This is a genomic window from Microbacterium sp. NPDC090014 (assembly GCF_044748285.1).
GTDB lineage: Bacteria > Actinomycetota > Actinomycetes > Actinomycetales > Microbacteriaceae > Microbacterium.
Map to the genome: position 1 here is coordinate 814836 of NZ_JBIVFS010000001.1, position 23790 is coordinate 838625.

Genomic DNA, 23790 nt, shown 5'->3' on the forward strand with positions numbered 1-23790 from the left:
CTCACTTCCGGATCACCTTGATCGTCGCACCCGCTGCCAAGAAGACCACGGCCGCGACGGGCTGTGCTGTGGTCCACACGACACCGGAGAAGGGGAACGGCATCACCGGATTCCAGAGCACGGCGATCGCGAGGAAAACCGGGATCCACCACCAGTGGCGTGCCTGCAGCGCAAACCACCCGACGATCAGCCCGAAAATCGAGGCGATGAAGAGGACGAGCGGTGCCCAGTTCGCCTGGAAGAGCGCCGGGGCCAGGAACAGGATCGCGGCGGCGACGAGGCTGGGGGCCAGGGCATTCCGCTGGTAAGTGGAGGGGACGCGTTCTTTGGGACTCATGGGTGAACCGTTTCTTCGGCGGGTACAGGGTCGACGGGATCGGGGCGGGACGCGGGGTCTGGCCGGCGACGGCTTGTGCGCAGACCCGCGACGATGAGGAATACGGCACCGATGCCGAGAGCGACATCGGCGAGGTTGCCGATGAACAGGTTCCCGTAGGCGAGGAAGTCGGTGACGTGCCCGATCCCGAACGCGGGCGGCGAGAATAAGCGATCGATGAGGTTTCCGATCGCACCGCCCACGATGAAACCGAAACCAACCGCCGACCAGACGTTCCGGGCTCGGATGGCGGCACCGATGAGGACCGCGGTGACAGCGACCCCGATGACGGTGATGACCCATGTGGAACCTTCCCCGAGCGAGAAGATCGCCCCGGGGTTGAAGGCCAGTTGAAGACCGAGCCAGTCACCGATCAGCGGTATACGCGCATCTTGCCGCAACGTGTTCAGAGCAAGAGTCTTGGTGCCTTGATCGATCAGGATGACGATGGCGGCGACGATGAGCATCACGGCCGACCGGCGGACTCGATCACGCATCGGCGTCGTTCTCCGTAGCTGCGGCATCCTTGGCGGCCTGTGCGCGGTCGCGCTGGTGACGCTGGCGCCCGGCCATAACCACTCCCACAACGCCGATCCCCAGAATCAGTGCTAGACCCGAGAGGAAGAACAGGGGCAGCAGTTCGAAAGCGCCGCCGCCGGATGCCGTGCCACCGTATGTTTGCGCGGGTCGGGCCGGTTCCGGCTCCTCGGTTGGGGAGGTTTCAGGGGTGGGGCTTGTGGTCGGAGTGCTGGGTTCCGTGGCCATCGCGGGCGTGACGGTGTAGACATACTCTCCGCTGATCGGGTGTCCGTCGGCGGAGACGGTCTTCCAGCGGACGGTGAAGATGCCGGTTGCGGCGTCCGGGGAGAGGTGTTGGGTGATCGAGTCACCGCTCACCGTCGGCGGGTCGACGGCGACGTTTGCTCCGCTTTCATCGATAACCTCGACGACCGTTGCGTCGTCACCACCGGTGAGGGTTCCGGTGAACATCAGAGAGATCTCGTCGGGGGATCCGTTGATGGTCGAGTCGGCGGTGGGGTACGACGAAACGAAGTCGTCATGAGCGGCGGCCGGAGATGCAGCCCCAAGTACGACGGATGCCGACAACAACAGGGTGGTGAGGACGGCAGTGGTGCGTGCCGAGAGGCGTTTATGCATGGGTGTCGTGCTCTCCGGGGTGGGATTCGGGTTCAATCTGGAAGGTGGAGTGTTCGATGCTCACGGCGAAATGTTCGCTGACGCATTGCTGAAGTGATGCCAGCAGTTCGGCGGAAGCTTCCATCGTGACGGTGTCATCGACCACAACATGGGCGGTGAGCGTGGGGAGGTCGGTCGAGACCTGGGTCGCGTGGAGGTCGTGCACCGCGACCACGTGCGGAAGGGCAAGGATGTGGCGGCGAACATCCTCGAGGTCGAGACCGGCAGGTGTGGACTCCAACAGGACCCGGCCGGATGCTCGCAACAGGATGAGGGTGCGGGGAATGATGAGTAGCGCGATTAAGACGCCCGCGACAGCGTCCGCCTGATACCAACCGAAAACGGCGATGAGGATGGCGCTGGCGATGACGCCGACGGAACCGAGGGCATCGTTGACGACCTCGAGGAACGCGGCGCGCATGTTGAGATTGCGCCCGCGGCCGCTGAACAATACGAGCATGGAGGCGATGTTGGCGACGAGACCGACGATGCCGAAGAACAGCAGACTTCCCGAAGCGATCTCCGGGGGCTCGAACAGCCGACGTACGCCTTCCACGAGCGCGAAGATGCCCACTCCGAGCAGCAGAGCTGCTTGAGCGAGTGCACCGAGCACCTCAGTGCGTTGAAGACCGAAGGTGTACTTGGGAGTCGGGGGACGGTTCATCAGATGCGCAGCGGTGACGGCCATCGCCAACCCGACGACATCGGTGAGCATGTGCGCCGCATCAACGAGCAGTGCGAGGCTGCCTGTGATGATTGCCCCGACTACTTCGATGATGAAGACCGAGGAGGTGATCGCGAACGCGATGACCAGGCGATTGCGGGGAGTGGCGTCACCGATACCGTGACTGTGCCCTGTTTCTGTCATGGTGCTCCTTTATGGCCGTCCGACGATTAGCCGGGCGACGGTCGCCGCTTCACGGCTCGCCCCAGCGAGGGTGTCAGCGTCCGCCCGGGAGTATCGCGGCATGCCAACAGTGAACAGTCCGGGGATGCGTGCACTGACGTGTAATGGCTGCCCGGGGGGCTCCGAATCGGGCAGCCATCCGTCTGCCGGCTCGTACCCGGTCGCGAGGATCAGGGATTGCGGCTTCATGGACGCCCCATCGGCGAACATCACGGTGTCTCCGTTGACCCCCGTTACGGCGGCGGCATGAGTGACGTCTGTCGAAGCTGCGCGGGGGCGTGCCTCGGACATCGGACCCTTACGTCGCAGCCTTGACCAGATGGGCCGCTCTGATGCCCGTGGTGGTTCCGCTCGAGTCGCGAGGGTGACGTCGTGGGAGGACGTGAGTTCTTCAGCAATCTCCACTCCGCTGTATCCGCCGCCAACGATCAACACGCGGCCGGGGGGTATCTGCGCGGGGTCGAGGTACTGGCTGGAATGCAGCACAACACCGGGCACTGCCAGTTCCTGGCGCCACCCCGGTATGCGCGGCACGGCGGCAGCTCCCGTTGCACAGACCACATTTCGTGTTTGCACTTCCCCGGCGGAGGTCGACAGATGCAGCGTGGATCCGTCGCCCAACCGGTTGACTCCAAGAGCTCGTGTGCTCCACACGGTCTTCACACCGATGGCTTTCTCCACCGAAGACAGATAGTCGGACATCTCATCCGCACTCGGATGACGATCTTCATCGCCCGGGAAAGGGAACCCGCGGACGACACTGTGGCGTGCCGCACTGCGCAGTTTCATCGACTGCCACCGTGTGGCCCAGCTTCGTTGACCGGGGGGTGCAGAATCGATGATCACGAAGTCTTTCTGTGGCTCAAGCCCGGAGGACCTGAGCGCGGCGGCTGTCGCCAATCCGGAATGCCCGGCGCCAACGATGATGACGCGACGGTGCGATAGCGAACGCGCCATCATTCAGCACCGTTCACCGCGGCTTCAATGCTGTCCTCCAGGTCGGTCCACGTTTCCAGCACGACAGGCTCTCCATCGATGAAGAACGAGGGGGTACTGCTGACACCGAGCTGCTCACCCTCGTCGAGATCGAACTGGACCCGTTCTGCTGTCGCCGGATCAGCGACCGCATCATCGAACGCGGCCATGTCCAATCCGAGTTCCTCCGCAAACCCCCGGAACAGGTCCGCACGAGACTCTTGAGCCTCACCCCATTGAGGCTGCGTCTCGAACAGGCGGTGATACATGTCTTCCAGCCGCCCCTGCTGCGCTGCGGCTTCGGCAGCGATTGCGGCGTTCTTCGAGTTGAGGTGACCAGGCAGCGGGAAGTAGCGGATCACGTACGTGATCTCGCCATCGAACTTGCCGCGGAGATCCTCGACGAGGGGATAAAACGCACCGCAGGCCTCGCACTCGAAATCGAGGAATTCGACAACCGTCACCGCCCCTTCCCCTCCGTCATCGAGGACATGCGAGTTCTCACGGACGACCTGTGGACCGTCAGCGGTCCCCGTCTCGGGTGCGGCAGCTCGATTCTGATTGACAAGGACGAAGACCAGCGCGACGACCAGCAACACCACGGCGAGAGCAACGGTGACAAGTACCGCTTTCACGGAAGATTTCATAGACACTCCAAACACACACAACGAACGAGGGCGACCAGTGGAGCGCCATCGAAGAGATGGCGCCGCCAGAGTCAGGTCCGCGACAGAGAAAGCTGTGTGAGAGAAGGAGGCAATGCGAACAGGCGCCCCGTCATGGCCGCCAGTGATGGTGCGCGCGGCAAACGTTCGCGAATGTGAGAACCGGGGACGTGCCGGCGGAAGGTCCGCGTGACGATGAGCACCAAGAAGCAGCAGATGATACCCAAGAGGCACCCGGCAACACCGATCACGATGTCGTTTGCGGTATCCCCGGTCACGAATTGTTCGGCGGTCGCGCCGACAACGCTTTCACCGGAACCAGCGGAGTCCTGGCCGACAGAAGGCGTCCCTAGTGACGACGAGGATGTCGTGCTCAGATACGGAGTCGTATCTGTCACGTCACGATGGCCGCCCGGCCATGCTCCGACAACGAGAAGAAGCGCCAGCCCGAGGGCTGTAATGATCTTCGTTATCAGGAACTCGTCGGCTCGGCTAACGCATTTGTGAGCGCGACCGTGGACGACCATGACCTCAGGATGATACCAGCCCCACCAATCAAGTCTTCTTGCGAACCCGTGAGCCACGCGCCCGTTCTACGGGCGAAGCGAGAAAGCCTTGGGACGTCGTCCGCTGAGCCAGCCCATCACCCATCAACTGGACCAGTTCCAACAAACCGCCACCACACCCAACCCGCCCCGATCATGCCCGGAACGATCACCAGCCATCCCAAGTAGAAGTTCTCGGCAGGGCGGCCATACGCGTTACTCCAGAGTGCGATGAGACCGCCGTGCAGCAAGTACAGGGACAACGCCACCTGACCGCACGCGCACAGGGGAACAAAGACAGCACCCCAAAAACGCTCTGCATGCTCCCGCCTCACCGTAGCCCCCAGCACAACGCAGACGTAGACGGCGAACACCAAGCCAATATCCCTCAGAGAGTCCAGGTAGTCCCCCGATAACACCGTGCCGAAGCGCTGCCCGAAACCCCAGGCAAGATACGCCAACAGCGCCACAGCCGCCATGATCCACAACAAGCGATCGCGTTTCAAGCCGTGACGGATCAACAGGGCACCGATGAGGAACACCGGCAACAGGTTGACCACCCGATACTGAGGGCCCAGGAACATCCAGGTCGTGACCTCACGCACGGGCGGCGGCGCGGTGTAGACCCAAATCCAGGTGCGTGCGACGCTCAGCAATGGCTGACTGGCCAGGACAAGGACCGCTGTCGCGGCGATCACGACCGAGCTGCGCAGGAGTAGAAGGGGCGCGCCGAGGATGATGAGCAGCCCGAGATAGCTCAGGATGACCGCCAGCCAGGAGCCCCACGTGGCCATCCACACACCCAGGACGATGAGGAACAGGCCACGCAGAGCCTGTTGCAGCAACGTCACCCCCGCAGCGCCGCCGCGTCTCCACACAAGCTCCGCCGACATGCCCATGACGAGTGCGAAGAGCGGCGACGCGACACTACTGAAGTTCGCCGTGACGAATTGCACCGCCCACGGTGCGTTCGGCACGAACGGAGCAGCGTGCGCGATGAGCATCGCGACAATCGCGAACCCGCGGAGCGCGTCCGGAACCAGAAGACGGCTCATGTCAGAGACGCGTCGAGCTCGCCTGTGCATTCTGGGCGGCAGCGTTCTTTCGGGCTCGAAGACCATGCCCTGAGGGCATTGGCTTGACCGCATAGGAAATAGGTCAGCGGAGACTGTATAGTTCAGCTTATGCTGACCATTGCTTCTCGTCTCGACGTCATGAACCGGCTCGGCCGCGCCATGGCTGATCCTACGCGTTCTCGGATTCTCATGACTCTGCTCGGTGGCCCGAGCTACCCCGCAGTCCTGTCCCGTGAGCTGGAGCTGACGCGCTCCAACGTGTCGAACCATCTCACCTGCCTGCGTGACTGCGGGATCGTTGTCGCCGAGCCTGAGGGCCGGCAAACCCGCTACGAGATCGCCGACCCTCATCTCGCCGCGGCCCTCCTCGCGCTTGTGGATGTGACGCTGGCTGTGGACGAGCACGCGCCGTGTGTGGACTCGGCCTGCACGGTGCCGGGCTGCTGCGGAGCAGGGGCTGACGCGTGAGCGCGGCGTGCGGCTGCGAGCACGAGTCCGCCGCCCCGGCGGGAGAGGAACACGAAGAGGCTGAGCGGCCGTGGTGGAGGGACCGCGGGATCATGGTGCCGGTCCTTTCCGGCGTTGCGTTCCTCGTCGGCCTGATCCTCGAGTGGTCCGGCCTCGAGATTCCGGCGCTCGTGCTGTTCTGGGCCGGTCTGCTGCTGGGTGCGTCGACGTTCACGCCTGGCGCGATACGAAAGCTGTTCAAGGGCAAGCTCGGCATCGGACTGCTGATGACCATCAGCGCCATCGGTGCAGTCGTCCTCGGATACGTCGAGGAGGCCGCGGCTCTGGCGTTCCTGTACTCGATCGCTGAGGCGCTCGAAGACAAGGCGATGGACCGGGCCCGCGGGGGGCTACGGGCGCTCCTGAAGCTCGTCCCGGAAACAGCGACCGTGCTGCAGGGCGGCAACGCTGTGCAGGTGCAAGCGAGAGAGCTTATGGTCGGTCAGGTCATGGTGGTCCGCCCGGGCGAGCGGATCGCAACGGATGGGATCGTCCGCTCCGGTCGCTCCAGCCTGGACACCTCGGCGATCACTGGGGAGTCGATCCCGGTCGAGGTCCAGCCTGGCGATGTTGTGTCGGCCGGCGCGATCAACAGCGCCGGCGCGCTGGAGGTCGAAACGACGGCTGCGGGCACCGACAACTCGCTCACCACGATCGTCGAACTGGTAGAGAAAGCACAGACCGAGAAGGGCGAGCGTGCTCGTCTCGCGGACAGGATCGCCCGCCCGCTGGTGCCCGGCGTGCTGATCCTCGCAGCGCTTGTCGCGATCATCGGTTCGCTGCTGGGCGACCCCGAGGTGTGGATCACCCGCGCGCTCGTCGTGCTCGTCGCGGCCTCCCCGTGTGCGCTGGCGATCTCGGTGCCGCTGACGGTCGTCGCTGCGATCGGTGCGGCGAGCAAGTTCGGTGTGATCATCAAGTCCGGCGCCGTTTTCGAGCGCTTCGGGACGGTCCGGCACGTCGCCGTCGACAAGACCGGAACCCTCACCCGCAACGAGCCCGTGGTCACCGCCGTGCTCACCACGAACGGTGTAACCGAGGTCCAGGCGTTGGCGTGCGCGGCTGCCCTGGAGCAGCACAGCACACATCCTCTTGCCTCAGCAATCACCGCCGCAGCCTCGGGGACACCGGCAGCTGCAGATGTGACCGAGCAGGCCGGCCACGGTATTGACGGCACCGTCGACGGATCGAGAATCACCGTCGGCAGTCCCCGCTGGCTGGACGCCGGCGACCTCGTCGAGCGGGTCGCAACGCTGGAAGAGCAGGGCATGACCGTCGTCATCGTGCACCGCGACGGGTCACCGGTCGCCGCGATCGGCGTCCGTGACGAGCTGCGCCCTGAAGTCTCTGACGTAGTCCGGACACTCACCGGCCAGGGCGTCGGCGTGACGATGCTCACCGGCGACAACGCCCGGACCGCTCGTGCTCTGGCTGCGCAGGCCGGGATCAGCGCCGTGCGAGCGGAGCTGCGCCCGGAGGACAAGGCGACCGCGATCGCAGAACTGTCGAAGGCAGGACCGGTCGCGATGATCGGCGACGGCATCAACGATGCCCCGGCCCTCGCTAGCGCAGACGTCGGCATCGCGATGGGCGCGACAGGCTCCGACGCAGCGATCGAATCCGCCGACGTGGCCTTCACCGGCCATGATCTGCGCCTCATCCCGCGGGCGTTCGATCACGCCCGGCGCGGTCGACGGATCATCAACCAGAACATCATCCTGTCGCTGCTGATCATCACCGCCCTGCTCCCGCTCGCGCTCTTCGGCGTCCTGGGGCTCGCGGCTGTCGTCCTGGTCCACGAGGTCGCGGAGGTCATCGTGATCCTCAACGGCCTGCGTGCCGCCCGCACGCCACGACTGGAAAGCTGATGCTCGCCACCATCGGTTCAGCGATCGGCCTTTTTGCGGCGACGAACATCGACGACATCGTCGTGCTCACCGTGCTGTTCCTCGCCTCCAGTCGAGGGAAACCCCGCCCGTGGCAGATCATCGCAGGCCAGTATCTCGGGTTCATCACCCTGGTCGTGATCAGTGTGATAGCCGCGCTCGGGCTCACGATCGTTCCGGACGAATGGGTCGGGTTCCTGGGTCTGATCCCGCTCGGCATCGGCGTGTGGACGCTCATTCGCGGCTTGCGCCGCAACGGCGACAATGACGACGACGACTCCAAGATCACCGCGGTCGGACTATGGGGCGTCGCAGGGATCACGATCGCCAACGGGGCCGACAATATCTCCCTCTACACGCCAATCTTCCGCACCAGCACCCCAGTCGACGTCGCGATCATGATCGTCGTGTTCCTCATCCTCGTCGCGGTCTGGTGCGCGGCCGGCCGGCTGATCGGCACCAACAAGGCTGTTACCGAGGGGCTGGAGCGCGTCGAGCACTGGCTCGTACCGGCCGTGTTCATCGGCCTGGGCCTGTTCATCCTGATCGAATCTGGGGTCATCGTCCGTCTGATCGAGGTGCTCGCATGACCTCCTCCCAGTCAGAGGCTCATCCGCCCGCTGCGCGCAAGCTGTCGTCGACCCGGCGGCGGCAGCTCACTGGTGGAGCGCTCTTGATCGCCGTGGTCGTCGTGCTGATCGATCAGGGAACCAAGGTGTGGGCCGAAGCGACCCTCACCGACCGTGAGCGCATCCCGCTGATCGGTGACCTGCTGGGTTTGCAGCTCGCCTATAACCCCGGAGCGGCATTCTCCTTCGGGGAAGGCTTCACCTGGGTGTTCGCGCTGCTCGCTGTCGCCGCCACGGTCACAGCGATCGTGTTCGCGTTCCGAGTGCAACGCGTGAGATGGGCGATCGTCATCGGCGCGCTCGGCGGCGCTTCCGCCTCACACGCAGGCGACCGCCTTTTCCGGGACCCCGGATTCGCCCGTGGTCACGTCGTGGACTTCCTCGCCTACGGAAACTGGTTCATCGGCAACATCGCCGACATCGTAATCTTCGCCGCAGCGATCACCGGAGCAGTTTTCATGATCCGCGCCGGGGATGAGAGCACCGAGTGAGATCCGTTGTGCGGTGGTGGGACACCCATCAACTCGCCCTCTACATCGGCGCGATCGCCGTGGGCAGCCGTTGAGTGAGTTCACGCTTAGGCAGGCGGGCGGTCGCGATGTAGGCGCAGAGCCACCCACCAGCCGCATCGTCGACAGATGAAAGCGCGATCGTCTCCGAGTGCGTGCAGCTTCTTGCGTGGCAGATGTCGCCCGCAGCACGTGCACGCAACGTCCTCGTCAGTCGCCATGAGCGGAGAGCGCCTCTCGAATCTGTTCAACCGTTGGCATCCCGGCCAGCCCAGCAGGGGTGCTGTAAATACGGCAGGCGAGGTCATTGCTTCGCCCCGACCCCGGAAAGAGATCGTTGCCATCCAGGGTGATCGTGGGGGAGCCCGCGAACGAGACTGCGCCCGCGTCCTCCTCCGTCCGGATGAGTCGGTAGTGAACCTCCGATTCGTCGTGGCCTGTTTCTCGTAGCGCCTCAGAAACACGACGGCCAGCCTCAACCCAGCTGGGGCAACCGGCGATATAAAGCAGCTCAATCTCCACGACTCAATCATCCTCGACTTCGCTGTTGATGTCGTGCCCGGGCTACCACCGAAAACGATCGTTTGCGGCCGGGCACCCGTGGTGGTGCTGGGGAAGTGCGACACGCCGAGCGTCGCCCCGCCGTAACCCCCTGCCGAAACGTTAGGGCGCCGAAACGGGTGGTGTATGGGTTTCGGCGCAGGTTCTGCCGACCGCCAACCATCCGTATTCGGGGTCTGGATGTGCGCGCGTTTTGACCGTCGTCCTGCATGAGTCGGCCTGACGATCTGACTTTCCTCGCGACCGCAGCTGGCTTCATTGCCACTCCGAAGGGAGGCGGCCCCCAGCACTCTGCTTTAGATCGGACTCAGTCCGGCTCAGCCTCGGGTAGTCCGATGTAAAGCATCTAGTCCGATCTAAAGCCGCAAGTCACAAGAACCCTTGACATCCGCTCTTGCCCGGGTCTAACGTACAACCAAATGGTTGCACAAAGAGAACTGAGCGAAGCGGAGGTCGACCGTGTGTTCCACGCATTGGCGACGTCGACCCGACGCGACATCCTGCGTCGGACGATCGAGCGGGAGCAGTCCGTCTCGACCCTCGCCTCCGAATACGAGATGTCGTTCGCCGCGGTGCAGAAGCACGTGGCCGTGCTCGAAGCGGCGAATCTCATCGTCAAGCGCGCCGAGGGACGCGAGCGGCTCGTCCGCGCGAACCCCGAGATGATCGCCCGCGCCAGGGCGCTCCTCGCCCGATACGAAGAGCTGTGGCGGTCGCGCATCGCCCGGCTCGACGAGCTGCTGGCCGAGACGCCGGCATCCCGCACCGATACGACCGACACCACCGATGTTCCACGAACCGAAGAAGGAGACTGACATGCCCGTCACGGATGTCACCACCGATGCCGACAACCTCACCATGACCGTCGTCGCCGATTTCGCGGCGCCGATCGAGCGGGTCTGGGCCGCATACAGCGACCCGCGCCAGCTCGAGCGCTTCTGGGGCCCTCCCGGATGGCCGGCCACCTTCACCGCCTGGGACCACACGGTCGGCGGACGTGCGCAGTACTCGATGAGCGGGCCGCGCGGCGAGAAGTCGTCGGGGTCGTGGGAGTTCCTCTCGATCGATGCCCCGCACAGCTTCGAGGTGCTCGACTCGTTCGTCGACGATGAGGGCAATCCTCTCGACGGCTTCCCCGCGCAGCGGATGTCGTTCGCGTTCGAGTCCACCGCCGACGGCACCCGCATGGTCACGACCAGTCACTTCGACTCGGTCGAGGCGATCGAGCAGGTCGTCGAGATGGGCCAGATCGAGGGTCTGAAGCTGGCGATGAGCCAGCTCGACGCCGTGCTGCAGGATCTGCGCGACTACGCGCAGGGCAAGGGCACGCAGGTCGAGCTGCTCGACGACACCCACGTGCGCATCACGCGTCTCGTCGAGGGACCGCGCGAACTGGTCTGGCGTGCGCACAACGACCCCGAGCTCATGAAGCAGTGGCTGCTCGGACCCGACGGGTGGGAGATGACCGAGTGCGTGGTTGCCACCGAGGTCGGTCAGACCTATCGCAACTCGTGGGCGCCCGTGGGCGACACCGAGGGGCAGCCGTTCGGATTCGAGGGCGAGGCGCTGCTGATCGACGCACCGCGGCGGTCGGTGCAGACCGAGCGGATGATCGGGATGCCGGTCGAGACGCTGAACGACCTGAACCTCTACGAAGAGGACGGGGCGACGCTCATCACGCTCTACATCGAGTACCCCGACAAGGAGACGCGCGACATGATCCTCGCCACCGGCATGGCCGACGGCATGGAGACCTCGTACGCCCGCCTCGAGCGGGAGCTGCTCGCGGTCTGAGCTCCACGACTCCGGACGGCCGGTCGCATCCCTCGGGGAACGGCCGGTCTTCCGCCGTTCCGGTGCAGAGCTTCGGAGTTATGGAGCGGCGGGAGCGGAGCCGGCCGCGTCGCGGCGCGGGCGGCGCGTCGACCAGATGGCCAGGGCGATCAGCACGGGCTGGAAGAACAGGCGCACGAATCGCTTCATGTCGGTGTCGAGGCCGAAGCCGTCGCGGTGGTGCGTCCACTGCGCGATGTTGCCGGGGAAGACCGCGACGAAGAACAGCGCGGTGATCACGCCGACCAGTCCGCGGTGCTTGCGCGCGACGAGCAGCGCGGTGCCGAGTCCGATCTCGACGACACCGGAGGCGAGCACGGTCACGTCCGGGTCGATGGGCACCCACTCCGGCACCTGCGCCTGGAACTCCTCGCGCGCGAACGTCAGATGCGAGACGCCCGCGAAGACGAGCGAGGAACCCAGGAAGACCCGGCCGATGGTGCGTGCGACATTCTTCGCCATGGTGCGAGTGTACGCGGGGCCCTCAGGGGTGAGGGCCGTCAGATCAGGCGGCGGAGCGCCTCTTCGAGCGTGACGCCCTGTGCCTCGGCGCGATCGCGCAGGCGGGCATGCTCGTCGCTCGACAATGCGAGTCGCACCTCGATCGGATCGTCGACCGGCGCATAGAGGCTGTCGAGCAGGTCCGATGGCTCGGCCCACAGGGGTTCGGCGAGAGACGTCGCGACGGCCGGGGATGCCGCAGCATCCTGCTCGCCGCGTGTCGCTGCGGCGGCGATCGGGGCGGATGCTGCGGCAGCGGCCCCGGCATCCGTCGCCATGGTGAACCCGGGCCCGCGGCGCGGCTCCTGCTGTGCCTGGTAGGCCTTCGCCGCGGCGTTCGCGCGCTCGTCGGCCGCCTCGTTCAGGGGGTGGCCGGCGTGGCCCTTGACCCACGAGAACTCGACGTCGCGCCCGCGGATCGCCTCGTCGATGCCCTCGAGCAGGTCGCGGTTGAGCACGGGCCCGCCGTCCGACTTGCGCCAGCCCTTGCGCTTCCATCCCGGCATCCACTTGGTCACCGAATCGATCACGTAGCGGCTGTCGCACTCGATCATCAGCTTCTCGGAGATGCCGGCCGTCGCCTGCAGCAGTTCGAGCACGGCCCGCAGCTCACCCTGGTTGTTCGTGCCGTGCGGGGAGCCGCCCGCGGCCCAGTTGGCGTCGTCGATGTACCAGGCCCAGCCGTTCGGGCCGGGGTTGCCCAGGGCGGAGCCGTCTGCGGCGGCGGTGATCGTCATTCCTCAACCGTAGCCGCGCGCGGCGACACTCCTTGCGCGGCTACGTGCGTTCGCCTCCGCCCGCCGCGGGACATAGTGTGGATCGATGCCTACCGACTTCTCCTGGGATTCCTGGGTCGGCACCGCCGCGTCGATCGCCATCCTCACGGTGATCTCTGCCGCCGCACTCGCGGTGCTGGCGCTTGCCGCCTCGCTGATCAGCCGTCGTGTGCCATGGGTGCGCGATCTCGCCAGACGCGTGCGCAACGCGATGATCGCGACGACCGCTGTGGTCGCGATCTGGATCGCGGGTGCGATCTCAGAGCCGGCGACACAGGAATGGTGGCCGGTGGTGTCCCGGCTGTTCCTGATCGCCACGATCCTCACCGGCTCGTGGTTGCTCGGCGCATCGATCTCATTCGGCTTCGAGCGATTGATGGCCAGAGAGGAGACGCTGCTCGTCGGTCCGGAAGCCCGCCGCCGTCGCACGCAGCTGCTCGTCATCCACCGGCTCGTTCTGGTCACGATCGCCGTGCTGTCTCTGGGCGCCGTGCTCTTCAGCTTCCCCGAGATGAGGGCCGTCGGCACGAGCCTGCTGGCCTCGGCCGGCATCGTCAGCATCATCGCCGGACTCGCTGCGCAGTCGATCCTCGGCAACCTCATCGCAGGGGTGCAGGTCGCTTTCACCGATGCGATCCGAGTCGGCGACGTGGTCGTCGTCGAAGGCGAATGGGGGCGGGTCGGCGAGATCAACCTGTCCTACGTGGTCGTCTACATCTGGGACGAGCGCCGCCTGGTCATTCCGTGCAGCTACTTCACGACGACACCGATCGAGACCTGGACGCGACGTTCCGACAAGATCCTCGGCACGGTCTACCTCGATCTCGACTGGCGAGTGCCGATGGATGAGCTGCGGCAGGAGTTCCAGCGCATCGTCGAGGCGTCACCCGCCTGGGACGGCCGTTCCTACGACTCCGCGGTGACGGAGGCTCAGGGCGGTTACGTCACGGTGCGCCTGGTGATGTCGGCCAAGGACTCGGGCGATCAGTGGACACTGCGCTGCGAGGTACGGGAGAAGATGATCGGCTGGCTGCAGCGTGAGCATCCCGAGGCACTTCCCCGGACGCGAGTCGACCTGGGTGCCCCGCAGCTCGCGGACTGAGAAGGCGGGTCAGCCTTCGGGCTCGCGGTCTTCGGGCTCGCGATCTTCGATCGAGAACGCCGCGGGAGCGGGCGGGGCGACGGGGAAGGCGACGGAGCTGATCGATGCGCCGGCACCGAGGCCGAGTCCTATGGCCAGCGGGTCGACCGCCGGCGCGGCGTCGAGCACCTCGGTCTCCGACCGCTCGAGCGGCTCGGAGGGCAGAGTCCACTGATTCTCTTCGTCATCGGAGCGCTGCTGGAAAAGTCCCATGGGTCCCATTCTCGACCCGCCTCGCGATGGGGCGGCCGGATTCACACCGGATTGATCGGGTCAGGCCTCGGCCGGCTGGCGCCGACGGAAAGTGAAGTACCCCTCGACAGCGCCGTGATTGACGACGCCGGTGCCGGTGCTGAGCATGCGCGCCGAGGTGGTCGCCCCCGACTCGACGAACGTGTACCCCGTGTGATCGAGCCGCCAGCCCACGCGTTCGACCTCGCTCAGGAAATAGCCGATGCTTTCATCGCTCATGAATCCGTTCTGCGCGGATCCCCAGGTCGAGGCCTCGCCGGTGAGTCGGCTGACCTCGACGTTGAGGTGCAGCAACGCGTCAGCGCGGTCGTAGGCGTCTCGGGCCAGCTGCAGCAGTCGGGCGGCCTCTTCGGTCGTCACGGGGTTGTGCCTCTCGTCGTCTGTGGATCGTTCGGTCAGGCCGCGGCCTCGCGCACCGCATCGACGAGTTCTCGCCACGGCCCGTCGAGTGCGGAGTCGGGGAGCTCGCGTTCGCGTTCCTCCGACGGTGTGCGCACGCGGATCAGCCACACGAAGCGGTCTGCGCCAGAATCGGCATCGCTGTCGGCATCCCACGGGCAGCTGTCGATCATCGCGATCCAGTGGTGCGTCTCGGTCGGGTCTGGTTCCACCCGCCACTTGCGACGGATGCCGGCGATGCCGCCCGTCCGCACCACCGCGATGACGACCGGCGCGTCACTCGACTCTGGGGACTCGCTCATCCTCATAGACTCCCACGGTCGCCCACGCACGTCGAGCGGCTGCGGCGGTCGCGTCGTCGATGGCGGATGCCGCGGCGAGGGTCGCGTCGGCGAACTCCGTGAAACTCGCAGTGCTCGACAGGCCGCCGGTGAGCGCGCGGTACCAGACCGTTCCGGCGGTCTCCCAGGCGTTGCCGCCGAGGTCGATCGCGAAGAGGGCGAAGGCCCGGTTGGGGATGCCCGAGTTGATGTGCACGCCGCCGTTGTCTTCTGTCGTGCGCACGAATCCGCTCATGTGATCGGGCTGCGGGTCTTTGCCGAGCTCGTCGTCGTCGTAGGCCGTGCCCGGGGCGATCATCGACCGCAGTGCACTGCCCTGCACGGCATCCGTGAAGATCTCCGCCCCGATGAGCCAGGTGGCATCTGCGGCGGTCTGCCCGAGGAGGTACTGCTCGGTGAGCGCGCCGAAGACATCGGCGATCGACTCGTTCAGCGCGCCGGGCTGACCCTGGTACTCGAGGTTCGCGGTGTACTGCACCACGCCGTGCGCGAGTTCGTGGCCGATCACCGTGGTCGATGAGGTGAAGCCGACGAACACCTCGCCGTCGCCGTCGCCGAACACCATGCGCTCGCCGTCCCAGAAGGCGTTGTCGTAGTCGATCCCGTAGTGCACGGTGGCGTCGAGAGGGGCGCCGGCGTCGTTGAGCGAGTTGCGCCCGAAGGCGGAGAGCAGCATCTCGAACGTCGCCCCGAGTCCGTCGAACGCTTCGTTGACCGACGTGTCGGCCACCGGCTCGTCGTCTTCGGCGCGGACGATCGCCCCGGGGAGGTTCTGGGTGTTGCCGGCGTCGCTGATCGTGCGGTTCGGCGCGTCCGACAGCTCGGCGACCAGGTCTCCGTTCTCGTCGATCGACAGATCGATGCGCGCACGGAACGGCGGTCTGCCCGCCGTCAACGTCTGCCGTGCGGCGGCGGCCGCACGGGGATAGCGGCCCGACTCGGCCAGGCGCGCGAGCAGATAGGACGGGACGACTCCGGGGATCTCGGTGTGGCTGCTCATGTTCAGACCCTACGCCGGGGGTCCGACGTTCGGGCGAGGGCTGGCGGGGCCGTGCGGAGTCGCCGCACGTGCGCCTCGGTCGGCCGGATGCGCCTGCATCGGCCGGATTCCGGGCCTCTGGCCGAGGGAAGCATGTGTCACCGAGCCGGCGCACACGGACGGTGTCGGAACGACACGACGATGACGGGAAATGACCCCGACTTGATACTGAGAATCGTTATCAATAAAGTGGGCTCCTGTGACCCCCTCTCCCCGCGCCGGCCGCACTCTCCTGTTCGTGTCATTGCTCGCGGCCACCCTGACGGTGACCTCGTGCGCAGCATCCGATGCCCCGGCTCCTGCATCGAGCGCGAGCATTCCGCCGAACGACGGGGTCGACGGCGGAGGAGCGGCCGAGGTCGCATCGCCGGCTCGCGCGCTCGTCGTCGCCGACGCGGACGGCGAGCTGACCCTGCTCGACCTCGAGACCGAAGAACGCTCGACGCTCGCAGAGGGGGGCGCGGATGCGGATGCCGTGCTCGGCGTCGGCCGCTTCGCCCACGTGACCCATGTCGAGGGAGACCGCACGGTCGTCGACGTGATCGACTCCGGCCGCTGGACGGTGCCGCACGGCGACCACTCGCACTCCTTCTTCGGCGACGCGGGGGTGCTCGGAACCATCGACGGAGAGGGCCCTGTCGACATCCGAGTCGGTGACAGTGCGACCGCCATCCGCTTCGGCAGCGACGTCGCCCTCATCGACCACGAGAAGCTCGCCGATCTCGACGACGCGCCTCATCTCACCCTCCCCGTCGACCCGGCCGGACCCGTCATCCCGTTCTCCGGGCGCCTCCTCGCCGCCACCGACGAGACGATTGAGATCCTCGACGCGGAAGGCACCGCGACCGGCATCGCCGTGCCCTGCACGAACGCGACCGACGTCGACCTCACCCGTGTCGGCGCCGTCTTCGCGTGCGACGCCGGTGCCGTGCTCGTGACCCGCGAAGTCGGCGGTGCGCTCGTCGCCGAGTCGATCCCCTACCCCGCGGGCGCCGTCGCGGCACCGGTTCTCGCCGGACGCGCGGACCGACCGGATCTCGCAGGCGTCGCCGGCGACAGAGGCGCCTGGCTGCTCGACTCCCGAGCCCGCGAATGGATGCTGCTCGCCACGGACACCCCGCTGCTGCGCGCCGTGGCCATCGGCGACGACGACAGCCGCACCGTCGTGATCGCGGCGGACGGCACCGTGCGAGTGCTGGCCGCCGACGGCTCGGAACTCGTCCGGACGAGCGCCCTGCTCGCCGCATCCGTCGCGGACCCTGCCCTGCGCGAACTCGTGCACCTCGTCATCGACGCCGATCACGCGTACGTCTCCGACCCGGCCACACGCGCGGTGCACGAGATCGACCACGGCGACGGCACCGTCACCCGCACTTTCGACGGCCTCGATCCGCAGTACCTCCAGCTCGTCGGCTGACACCGGACTCATCGGCGGCATCCGTCGTCACGCGCACCCGCGCACCCCCCCCAGAAGAAGGAGACACCCATGCATCGACCCGCCCGCAGCCGCCTCGCGGCCGGCGCGATCGCCACGCTCGCCGTGGTCGCGCTCGCCGGATGCGCGACCGCCGCGCCCTCGGCATCCGGAGAGCCCGAGTCTTCGTCGGACCACGAAGGCGACACCAGAGTCGCCATCGCCTATGACGGCGGCATCACCGTGCTCGACGGCGAGACCCTCGAGACCGTCGACTCCGCCGAGCTGGACGGCTTCCTGCGCGTCAACCCGGCCGGCGACCACGACGGACACGTCTTCGTCACCGCGGCCGACGGATTCCACGTGCTCGACACCGGCCTCGCCTCGGACACCGTGGAGTTCACCGGCGAGATCTTCGACGCCGTCACCCCGGGCCACGCCACCCCGCATGCCGGGCGCACCGCTCTGTTCGACGACGGCACCGGAGACGTGACGCTCTTCGACACGGATGCCGTCGGCACCGGCACGCTGCCGGACTCGCGGACCGTCGCATCGGAGGCCGCTCATCACGGAGTCGCGATCGAGCTGTCCGACGGCACGCTGCTGTCGACCATCGGCACGTCGGAGTCGCGCAGCGGCGCCCGCCTGCTCGCCGAGGGCGGCGGCGAGCTCGCCCGCAACGAGCAGTGCCCCGGGGTGCACGGCGAAGGCGCGCTCAAGGGCGAGACCATCGTGTTCGGCTGCGAAGACGGCGTGCTGGTGTTCGCCGACGGAGCGTTCACCAAGCTCGAGGCGCCTGACGACTTCGGTCGCTCGGGCAACGCGTACGTGACCGAGACGAGTGCGATCGCCGCCCTGGACTACAAGTCCGACCCCGATCAGGAGGGCTACCTGCTGTCGCAGCTCGCGCTCGTCGACACCGACGCGCAGAGTCTGTCGGTGGTCGACCTCCCGGAGGGCGTCGAGTACACGTGGCGCGGAGTCGGCCGCGACGGGCACGACAACATCATCGTGCTCGCATCCGACGGCACCCTGAACGTGCTCGACGAGACCGGCGCGGTGGTCGACTCGTGGGATGTCATCGAGCCGTGGGAGAGCCCCGACGAGTGGCAGCAGCCGCACCCGGGACTCCGCGTGGTCGGCGACGTCGCCTACGTGACCGAGCCGGCAGAGAACCGCATCGTCGCCATCGATCTGCACACCGGCGAGGTCGCGGCCGAGGCGACGCTCGACGTCGTGCCCGGCGAGTTCGTCGTGGTCGGCGCCGCCGGCCACTGACCGGCGCGAGGTACCGCTCCACAACTCCGGAGATCCACGTGGCTCTCGTTCCCCGTTGTGCGCCGTTCCGGGGAGCGCGAACCCGGTGGTGCGCGCGTCTCCGGAGTTGTGGAGGTCGAGCCCCGGCACCCCGCCCGCGCTCCCAGGAAGACACCCCGAGAAGTCGCGTAAAATCGGCACAATGACCGATGCACCCGACGCCGCCTCCGACCTGGGTGCCGGTATCGACCCCGAGGATCTCGCCACCACCCTGCGAGTCCTGTCGGAGCTGCACCAGATCGACAACGAGCACCCCGACTTCGTGGCCGTGCGTCATGCGACGGCGGCGATGTTCAAGGCGGTCAAGCGCGTGCGTCGCAAGGAGATCCGCGACGCGATCGCCGACGCCGACAAGGCCGTCGTCGCCCGCACGGCGACCGGCGCCCCCGACCGCATCGACGACGAGACCCGCGGCCACGACCTCGCGACCAGCGTCGTCGACGCCCCGATCGCCGGCGAGCTGCTCAAGCCGCGCAACTGCTACATCTGCAAGCAGCCCTACACGGTGGTCGATGCGTTCTATCACCAGCTCTGCCCGGACTGCGCCCGCTTCAGTCACGGCAAGCGAAACGCCCGCACCGATCTGACCGGCAAGCGCGCGCTGCTCACCGGCGGCCGCGCGAAGATCGGCATGCACATCGCCCTGCGACTGCTGCGCGACGGCGCGCACACGACGATCACGACACGATTCCCCCGCGATGCGGTTCGTCGGTTCTCGGCGCTGCCCGACTCGGGCGACTGGCTGCACCGCCTGCGCGTGGTCGGCATCGACCTGCGCGACCCCGCTCAGGTGATCGGCCTCGCCGACTCGGTCGCGGCTCAGGGACCGCTCGACATCCTGATCAACAACGCCGCGCAGACCGTGCGCCGCTCACCGGGGTCATACTCTCTCCTGGCGGATGCCGAGCTGCAGCCGCTTCCCGACGGACCGCTGCCCGAGATGGAGACGTTCGGGCACACCGCCGATCCGCATCCGCAGGCGCTGCAGGCTTCGGTCGATGCGCATCCGCTGCTGTCCGTCGCGGCGCTCGGCGGCACCGTCGCCGAGCAGGGCGGCCAGGCGCTGACGGCCGAAGACCTCGCACGACTCGCGATGGCCCCCGGATCGTCGTCGCTCGAGAAGCACGCCGACGGCACCGCCATCGACGCGGGCGGACTCGTGCCCGACGTCAACCGCACGAACAGCTGGGTGCAGTCGATCGATCAGGTCGATCCGCTCGAGATGCTCGAGGTGCAGCTGGCCAACACGACGGCGCCGTTCCTGTTGATCAGTCGCCTGCGCGCCTCGATGGCGGCCTCGTCGGCGAACCGCAAGTACGTGGTCAACGTCTCGGCGATGGAGGGGCAGTTCTCGCGCCGGTACAAGGGGCCCGGTCACCCGCACACGAACATGGCCAAGGCGGCGCTGAACATGCTGACGCGCACGAGCGCCGGCGAGATGCTCGAGACCGACGGCATCCTCATGACCGCCGTCGACACCGGTTGGATCACCGACGAGCGCCCCCACTTCACCAAGGTGCGCCTGGCCGAGGAGGGCTTCCACGCCCCACTCGACCTCGTCGACGGAGCGGCCCGCGTGTACGACCCGATCGTGCGCGGCGAGGCCGGCGAAGACATCCACGGCGTGTTCCTGAAGGACTACGAGCCCAGCCCCTGGTGAGTCGGCGGCCTCTGAGCTGCGGGCTGCCGTGACTGCACCGCCGGACCTGTGCCGTCTGCAGGGTGAGATCCCGTCTGCAGGAGGGGACGGGGAATCTGGTCCTGCGTCCGTGCTTCGGTCCTGCGAACGGTGTGCTGGTCGCCACCCTGGGCCGCGCGCGACGGTCAGTGCGCGCGGATCTCGAGGTTCTCGGACGCCCAGGTGCCGAGCTGATCGAGGATGGGCAGCAGCCCACGTCCGCTGTCGGTCAATGAGTACGAGACCGTGACAGGCGGACCGGCGTCGACCGCGCGGGCCACGAGCCCGGCCTCGGCGAGCTCTGCCAGCCGGTCGGAGAGCACGGTGTCGCTGATGCCGGACACCCCGCGGCGCAGCGCGACGAACGTCGAAGGACCGCCGCCGAGCGACGAGACGATCATGCCGTTCCAGCGCTTGCCGAGCACGCTGAAGGCCAGTGTGACGGCGGCGTCGCAGACGTGACGCTCTTCGTCGATCTCGGCCATGCGCCCATCATACCGGTGCTACGTTAACGCGAGTCGCTAAGAAAAACAGAGTGACTACGAAAAACGAAAGGCACTTCTCATGTCCCTGTTCCGCCTGGATGCCAGCATCCTGCCCGCGTCGTCCGCCAGCCGTTCGCTCGCCGACCTCGTCGAAGCCGAGTGGACCGCCTCGCACCCGGACTCCACGGTCACCCGCCGCGACCTCGTCGCCGACCCCGTGCCCGCGACGGCATGGGCGGATGCCGTGACCGGCGGATTCGTCGACGACGCCGAGCGCACCGACGCTCAGCGCGCAGCGCGCGCCCTCGCCACCACCTTCGCCGACGAGCTGATCGGCGCCGACGCGCTGCTCTTCGCCGTGCCGCTCTACAACTACGGCGTCTCGCAGCACTTCAAGACCTGGTTCGACCTGGCCTACACCGACCCGCGCATCGACCCGCAGGGCACCGCATTGCGCGGCAAGCCGGCGACCCTCGTCACCGTGCTCGGGGGCAACTACGCCCCCGGAACGCCCAAGGAGGGCTGGGACCACTCCACCGGATGGCTGCGGCGCGTGCTCGAGGACGTCTGGGGACTCGACCTGCGCATCGTCGAGCGTCCGTTCACCCTGGTCGGTGTGAACCCCGCTCTCGACGCCTTCGCCGACACCGCCCGCGAGCTCAAGGAGAACGCCGAGGAGTCGGCGCGCACGTACGGCCGCGAGCTCGCCGCACTGCGGGGCGACCAGGTCGCCTGACCCGGCATCCTGAGCGGTCCCGCCCCTCCAGGCATCCCGTCTGGTCCCGCCCCTCCAGGCGTCCCGTCTGCAGGATCAGGGCACGGATGCGGGGTCAGAACACGGTTTCTGGTCCTGCATCCGTGCCTCGGTCCTGCAGACGACACAAAGACCCGGACCTCCGGGCAGGACCCGGACCTCCGGGCAGGTCCCGGACCTCCGGACGACCGACCGCCGCCTCAGGCGAGGGGCCGGGGGAACGGATGCGGCAGCCACACCGTCACGTTCAGACCCCCGCCGTGCCGAGCGGTGAGCACGAGGGATCCGTCATGCGCCTGGGCGATGCGCTGCACGATGGCGAGGCCCAGGCCGACACCGCCGTGATCCTCGCCGCGCGTGCGGTCGGCACCTCTCTGGAACGGTTCCGCGAGCGTGGCGACGAGATGGGCGGGCAGCACGTCGCCCGTGTTCTCGACCACCAACGCCACCGCCTGCGGCAGAACATGCGTCCGCACGATGACCGTGCCGCCTGCGGGCAGGTTGTGAACGATCGCGTTGTGCACCAGGTTCGTGATCAGCTGCTGGAGCAGGGCGGGGGATCCGAGCACGTTCGCGGTGTCACCGCCGACGTCGATGGACACACCACGTCGCTCGGCCGACGGCAGGAGCGTCTCGGTCGACTCCTCGGCGAGCAGTGACAGGTCGACCGGCTCGCGGGTGAACGCGCGGCGCTCGGCACGGCTCAGCATCAGCAGGGCCTCGGTCAGCTCGATCGCGCGCGCATTGACCTCGTGCAGTCGGTCGATCAGCGCGTCGACGTCGCGGTCGGGGTCGTTGCGGGCGACCTCCAGCATCGCCTGCGAGATCGCGAGCGGGGTACGCAGCTCGTGCGAGGCGTTGGCGGCGAACCGCTGCTGCTCGCCCATGTGCGCCTCGAGCTGCTCGAGCATCGAGTCGAAGACATCGGCCAGATCACGGAACTCGTCGCGCGGTCCCTCGAGGGCGACCCGGTGCGACAGCGACCCCTGCGCGGCGAGCTGCGCGGCCCGTCCGATGCGGTCGAGGGGGGCCAGCATCCGTCCGGCGATGATCCATCCGCCGCCGATTCCGATCGCGAGCAGCACGAGCATCATCACGATCGCAGCCGGAATGAATGCGCGGATCAGGTCCGAGCGGTTCGGCACGAAGCGGTCGGCGATGATCGCGGCATCCGGTACATACCGCAGCAGGTATACGGCGACGGCCGCGAGCAGACCGATGCCTGACACGACCACGACGCCCGCATAGCTCAGCGTGAGCTTCCAGCGGGCGCTCATGCCTCGGCGCCTCACGGGCCGAACGGGATCAGCCATCGGCATCCGTTCCGATGCGGTAGCCGACGCCGGGGACGGTGAGGATCAGCCACGGCTCGCCCAGTCGCTTGCGCAGCGACGAGACCGTGATGCGCACGGCGTTCGTGAACGGGTCGGCGTTCTCATCCCACGCGCGCTCGAGCAGCTGCTCGGCGCTCACGACTCCGCCGCCCGCATCGACGAGCACCTCGAGCACCGCGAACTGCTTGCGCGTCAGGGCCACGTACTTGCCGTCGCGGAAGACCTCGCGGCGGAACGGGTCGAGACGCAGCCCTGCGACTTCGAGCACGGGCGGCCTGGCGCGGTGGCGACGACGGTCGAGCGCCCGCAGGCGCAGCACGAGCTCGCGCAGCTCGAAGGGCTTGGTGAGATAGTCGTCGGCGCCGATCTCGAAACCCGACTCCTTGTCGTCGAGGCGGTCGGCCGCGGTGAGCATGAGGATCGGGATGCCGCTGCCCGAGGCCACGATCGACCTCGCCACGTCGTCTCCCGACGGACCGGGGATGTCGCGGTCGAGTACCGCGAGATCGTAGGAGTTGATGCTGAGCAGCTCGAGGGCCGTGTCGCCGTCGCCGGCGATGTCCGCCGCGATCGCCTCGAGCCTCAGGCCGTCTCGCACAGCCTCCGCGAGATAGGGCTCGTCCTCGACGATCAGCACACGCACGACACAGCTCCCATGTGCTCAGAGCTTACGCACCCGGACATATCGGGAGC

29 protein-coding genes are annotated in these 23790 nt (G+C 67.2%); 11 read left to right on the plus strand and 18 right to left on the minus strand.

The window, feature by feature from the left end:
* Position 1 precedes the first annotated feature (1 nt).
* The 8 genes from ACIPV5_RS03940 to ACIPV5_RS03975 form a co-directional block, all read right to left on the minus strand.
* Entirely contained in the window at positions 2 to 337 is a 336-nt protein-coding gene (locus ACIPV5_RS03940; RefSeq protein ID WP_017201924.1) for a DUF6804 family protein, read from the minus strand.
* Complete coding sequence (gene lspA / locus ACIPV5_RS03945) at positions 334 to 900, minus strand: signal peptidase II (RefSeq protein ID WP_168380813.1); 567 nt, start codon at positions 898 to 900, stop codon at positions 334 to 336. Before lspA ends, ACIPV5_RS03940 begins: the two co-directional genes overlap by 4 nt.
* Complete coding sequence (locus tag ACIPV5_RS03950; RefSeq protein WP_136025674.1) at positions 866 to 1570, minus strand: copper resistance CopC family protein; 705 nt, start codon at positions 1568 to 1570, stop codon at positions 866 to 868. Before ACIPV5_RS03950 ends, lspA begins: the two co-directional genes overlap by 35 nt.
* Positions 1527 to 2441, minus strand: a complete 915-nt coding sequence (locus ACIPV5_RS03955; protein ID WP_017201921.1) for a cation diffusion facilitator family transporter — start codon at positions 2439 to 2441, stop codon at positions 1527 to 1529. Before ACIPV5_RS03955 ends, ACIPV5_RS03950 begins: the two co-directional genes overlap by 44 nt.
* Before the next feature lie 9 nt (positions 2442 to 2450).
* Entirely contained in the window at positions 2451 to 3440 is a 990-nt protein-coding gene (locus tag ACIPV5_RS03960; protein WP_333494180.1) for an NAD(P)/FAD-dependent oxidoreductase, read from the minus strand.
* Complete coding sequence (locus ACIPV5_RS03965) at positions 3437 to 4102, minus strand: thioredoxin domain-containing protein (RefSeq protein ID WP_017201919.1); 666 nt, start codon at positions 4100 to 4102, stop codon at positions 3437 to 3439. Before ACIPV5_RS03965 ends, ACIPV5_RS03960 begins: the two co-directional genes overlap by 4 nt.
* A gap of 71 nt (positions 4103 to 4173) precedes the next feature.
* Entirely contained in the window at positions 4174 to 4647 is a 474-nt protein-coding gene (locus ACIPV5_RS03970) for a hypothetical protein (protein ID WP_136025676.1), read from the minus strand.
* Between the two features lie 116 nt (positions 4648 to 4763).
* The gene (locus tag ACIPV5_RS03975; protein WP_017201918.1) at positions 4764 to 5720 is read right to left on the minus strand and encodes an acyltransferase family protein; all 957 of its coding nucleotides are present in this window, start codon (positions 5718 to 5720) and stop codon (positions 4764 to 4766) included.
* Positions 5721 to 5849: 129 nt separating this feature from the next.
* Here ACIPV5_RS03975 and ACIPV5_RS03980 point away from each other — a divergent pair, with 129 nt between their 5' ends.
* Genes ACIPV5_RS03980 through ACIPV5_RS03995 form a run of 4 tightly spaced genes read left to right on the plus strand, consistent with a single transcriptional unit; the run spans position 5850 to position 9254 of the window.
* Positions 5850 to 6209, plus strand: a complete 360-nt coding sequence (locus ACIPV5_RS03980; RefSeq protein ID WP_017201917.1) for a helix-turn-helix transcriptional regulator — start codon at positions 5850 to 5852, stop codon at positions 6207 to 6209.
* On the plus strand, positions 6206 to 8116 hold the full coding sequence (locus ACIPV5_RS03985; protein ID WP_400339865.1) for a heavy metal translocating P-type ATPase: 1911 nt from the start codon (positions 6206 to 6208) through the stop codon (positions 8114 to 8116). Before ACIPV5_RS03980 ends, ACIPV5_RS03985 begins: the two co-directional genes overlap by 4 nt.
* Complete coding sequence (locus ACIPV5_RS03990) at positions 8116 to 8724, plus strand: cadmium resistance transporter (protein ID WP_017201915.1); 609 nt, start codon at positions 8116 to 8118, stop codon at positions 8722 to 8724. The genes ACIPV5_RS03985 and ACIPV5_RS03990 overlap by 1 nt, the downstream gene beginning before the upstream one ends.
* Complete coding sequence (locus ACIPV5_RS03995) at positions 8721 to 9254, plus strand: signal peptidase II (protein WP_029264099.1); 534 nt, start codon at positions 8721 to 8723, stop codon at positions 9252 to 9254. Before ACIPV5_RS03990 ends, ACIPV5_RS03995 begins: the two co-directional genes overlap by 4 nt.
* Before the next feature lie 228 nt (positions 9255 to 9482).
* On the opposite strand, the gene ACIPV5_RS04000 is transcribed toward ACIPV5_RS03995, so the two are convergent.
* A complete protein-coding gene (locus tag ACIPV5_RS04000; protein WP_029153956.1) occupies positions 9483 to 9794 on the minus strand; it encodes a hypothetical protein in 312 nt (103 codons plus the stop codon).
* 458 nt (positions 9795 to 10252) lie between these two features.
* On the opposite strand from ACIPV5_RS04000, the gene ACIPV5_RS04005 reads away from it, so the two are divergent.
* Both ACIPV5_RS04005 and ACIPV5_RS04010 read left to right on the plus strand, forming a co-directional pair.
* The gene (locus tag ACIPV5_RS04005; RefSeq protein WP_053098499.1) at positions 10253 to 10648 is read left to right on the plus strand and encodes a helix-turn-helix transcriptional regulator; all 396 of its coding nucleotides are present in this window, start codon (positions 10253 to 10255) and stop codon (positions 10646 to 10648) included.
* A 1-nt stretch (position 10649) separates the two neighbouring features.
* Positions 10650 to 11627 carry an SRPBCC family protein gene (locus tag ACIPV5_RS04010; RefSeq protein ID WP_072590556.1) on the plus strand — a complete coding sequence of 326 codons (978 nt, stop codon included), beginning with the start codon at positions 10650 to 10652 and terminating at the stop codon, positions 11625 to 11627.
* A gap of 78 nt (positions 11628 to 11705) precedes the next feature.
* On the opposite strand, the gene ACIPV5_RS04015 is transcribed toward ACIPV5_RS04010, so the two are convergent.
* Together ACIPV5_RS04015 and ACIPV5_RS04020 are read right to left on the minus strand one after the other, a co-directional pair.
* On the minus strand, positions 11706 to 12128 hold the full coding sequence (locus ACIPV5_RS04015; protein WP_053098501.1) for a DoxX family membrane protein: 423 nt from the start codon (positions 12126 to 12128) through the stop codon (positions 11706 to 11708).
* A gap of 38 nt (positions 12129 to 12166) precedes the next feature.
* Positions 12167 to 12904 (minus strand): ribonuclease H, encoded by a 738-nt coding sequence (locus ACIPV5_RS04020; protein ID WP_053098502.1) that lies wholly within the window; start codon positions 12902 to 12904, stop codon positions 12167 to 12169.
* Positions 12905 to 12989: 85 nt separating this feature from the next.
* Between ACIPV5_RS04020 and ACIPV5_RS04025 the strand changes: the two genes are divergently transcribed.
* Positions 12990 to 14045 (plus strand): mechanosensitive ion channel family protein, encoded by a 1056-nt coding sequence (locus tag ACIPV5_RS04025; protein ID WP_056276280.1) that lies wholly within the window; start codon positions 12990 to 12992, stop codon positions 14043 to 14045.
* Between the two features lie 9 nt (positions 14046 to 14054).
* Here the strand turns inward: ACIPV5_RS04025 and ACIPV5_RS04030 are convergent, their stop codons facing one another.
* The 4 genes from ACIPV5_RS04030 to ACIPV5_RS04045 are packed head-to-tail and all read right to left on the minus strand — an operon-like array spanning position 14055 to position 16076.
* Positions 14055 to 14297: a hypothetical protein gene (locus tag ACIPV5_RS04030; protein WP_053098504.1), complete on the minus strand. Its 243-nt coding sequence runs from the start codon at positions 14295 to 14297 to the stop codon at positions 14055 to 14057.
* 60 nt (positions 14298 to 14357) lie between these two features.
* Positions 14358 to 14696 carry a hypothetical protein gene (locus ACIPV5_RS04035; RefSeq protein WP_400339874.1) on the minus strand — a complete coding sequence of 113 codons (339 nt, stop codon included), beginning with the start codon at positions 14694 to 14696 and terminating at the stop codon, positions 14358 to 14360.
* A 35-nt stretch (positions 14697 to 14731) separates the two neighbouring features.
* Entirely contained in the window at positions 14732 to 15037 is a 306-nt protein-coding gene (locus tag ACIPV5_RS04040) for a protealysin inhibitor emfourin (protein WP_053098506.1), read from the minus strand.
* Positions 15012 to 16076 carry a M4 family metallopeptidase gene (locus ACIPV5_RS04045; protein ID WP_187248988.1) on the minus strand — a complete coding sequence of 355 codons (1065 nt, stop codon included), beginning with the start codon at positions 16074 to 16076 and terminating at the stop codon, positions 15012 to 15014. Before ACIPV5_RS04045 ends, ACIPV5_RS04040 begins: the two co-directional genes overlap by 26 nt.
* 238 nt (positions 16077 to 16314) lie before the next feature.
* On the opposite strand from ACIPV5_RS04045, the gene ACIPV5_RS04050 reads away from it, so the two are divergent.
* From ACIPV5_RS04050 to ACIPV5_RS04060, 3 genes are all read left to right on the plus strand, one after another.
* Positions 16315 to 17532 (plus strand): hypothetical protein, encoded by a 1218-nt coding sequence (locus ACIPV5_RS04050; RefSeq protein WP_400339878.1) that lies wholly within the window; start codon positions 16315 to 16317, stop codon positions 17530 to 17532.
* 69 nt (positions 17533 to 17601) lie between these two features.
* Entirely contained in the window at positions 17602 to 18807 is a 1206-nt protein-coding gene (locus ACIPV5_RS04055; RefSeq protein ID WP_400339881.1) for a hypothetical protein, read from the plus strand.
* 181 nt (positions 18808 to 18988) lie between these two features.
* On the plus strand, positions 18989 to 20506 hold the full coding sequence (locus ACIPV5_RS04060; protein ID WP_187248985.1) for an SDR family NAD(P)-dependent oxidoreductase: 1518 nt from the start codon (positions 18989 to 18991) through the stop codon (positions 20504 to 20506).
* Positions 20507 to 20670: 164 nt separating this feature from the next.
* Here ACIPV5_RS04060 and ACIPV5_RS04065 read toward each other — a convergent pair whose 3' ends face one another.
* Positions 20671 to 21009, minus strand: coding sequence for a helix-turn-helix domain-containing protein (locus ACIPV5_RS04065; RefSeq protein ID WP_053098511.1), 339 nt, complete (start codon positions 21007 to 21009; stop codon positions 20671 to 20673).
* A gap of 79 nt (positions 21010 to 21088) precedes the next feature.
* Here ACIPV5_RS04065 and ACIPV5_RS04070 point away from each other — a divergent pair, with 79 nt between their 5' ends.
* Positions 21089 to 21745: an FMN-dependent NADH-azoreductase gene (locus tag ACIPV5_RS04070; protein WP_400339885.1), complete on the plus strand. Its 657-nt coding sequence runs from the start codon at positions 21089 to 21091 to the stop codon at positions 21743 to 21745.
* Between the two features lie 218 nt (positions 21746 to 21963).
* Here the strand turns inward: ACIPV5_RS04070 and ACIPV5_RS04075 are convergent, their stop codons facing one another.
* Both ACIPV5_RS04075 and ACIPV5_RS04080 read right to left on the minus strand, forming a co-directional pair.
* Positions 21964 to 23040 carry a HAMP domain-containing sensor histidine kinase gene (locus tag ACIPV5_RS04075; protein WP_053098513.1) on the minus strand — a complete coding sequence of 359 codons (1077 nt, stop codon included), beginning with the start codon at positions 23038 to 23040 and terminating at the stop codon, positions 21964 to 21966.
* Positions 23041 to 23068: 28 nt separating this feature from the next.
* Entirely contained in the window at positions 23069 to 23740 is a 672-nt protein-coding gene (locus ACIPV5_RS04080) for a response regulator transcription factor (protein ID WP_053098514.1), read from the minus strand.
* Positions 23741 to 23790: the final 50 nt, after the last annotated feature.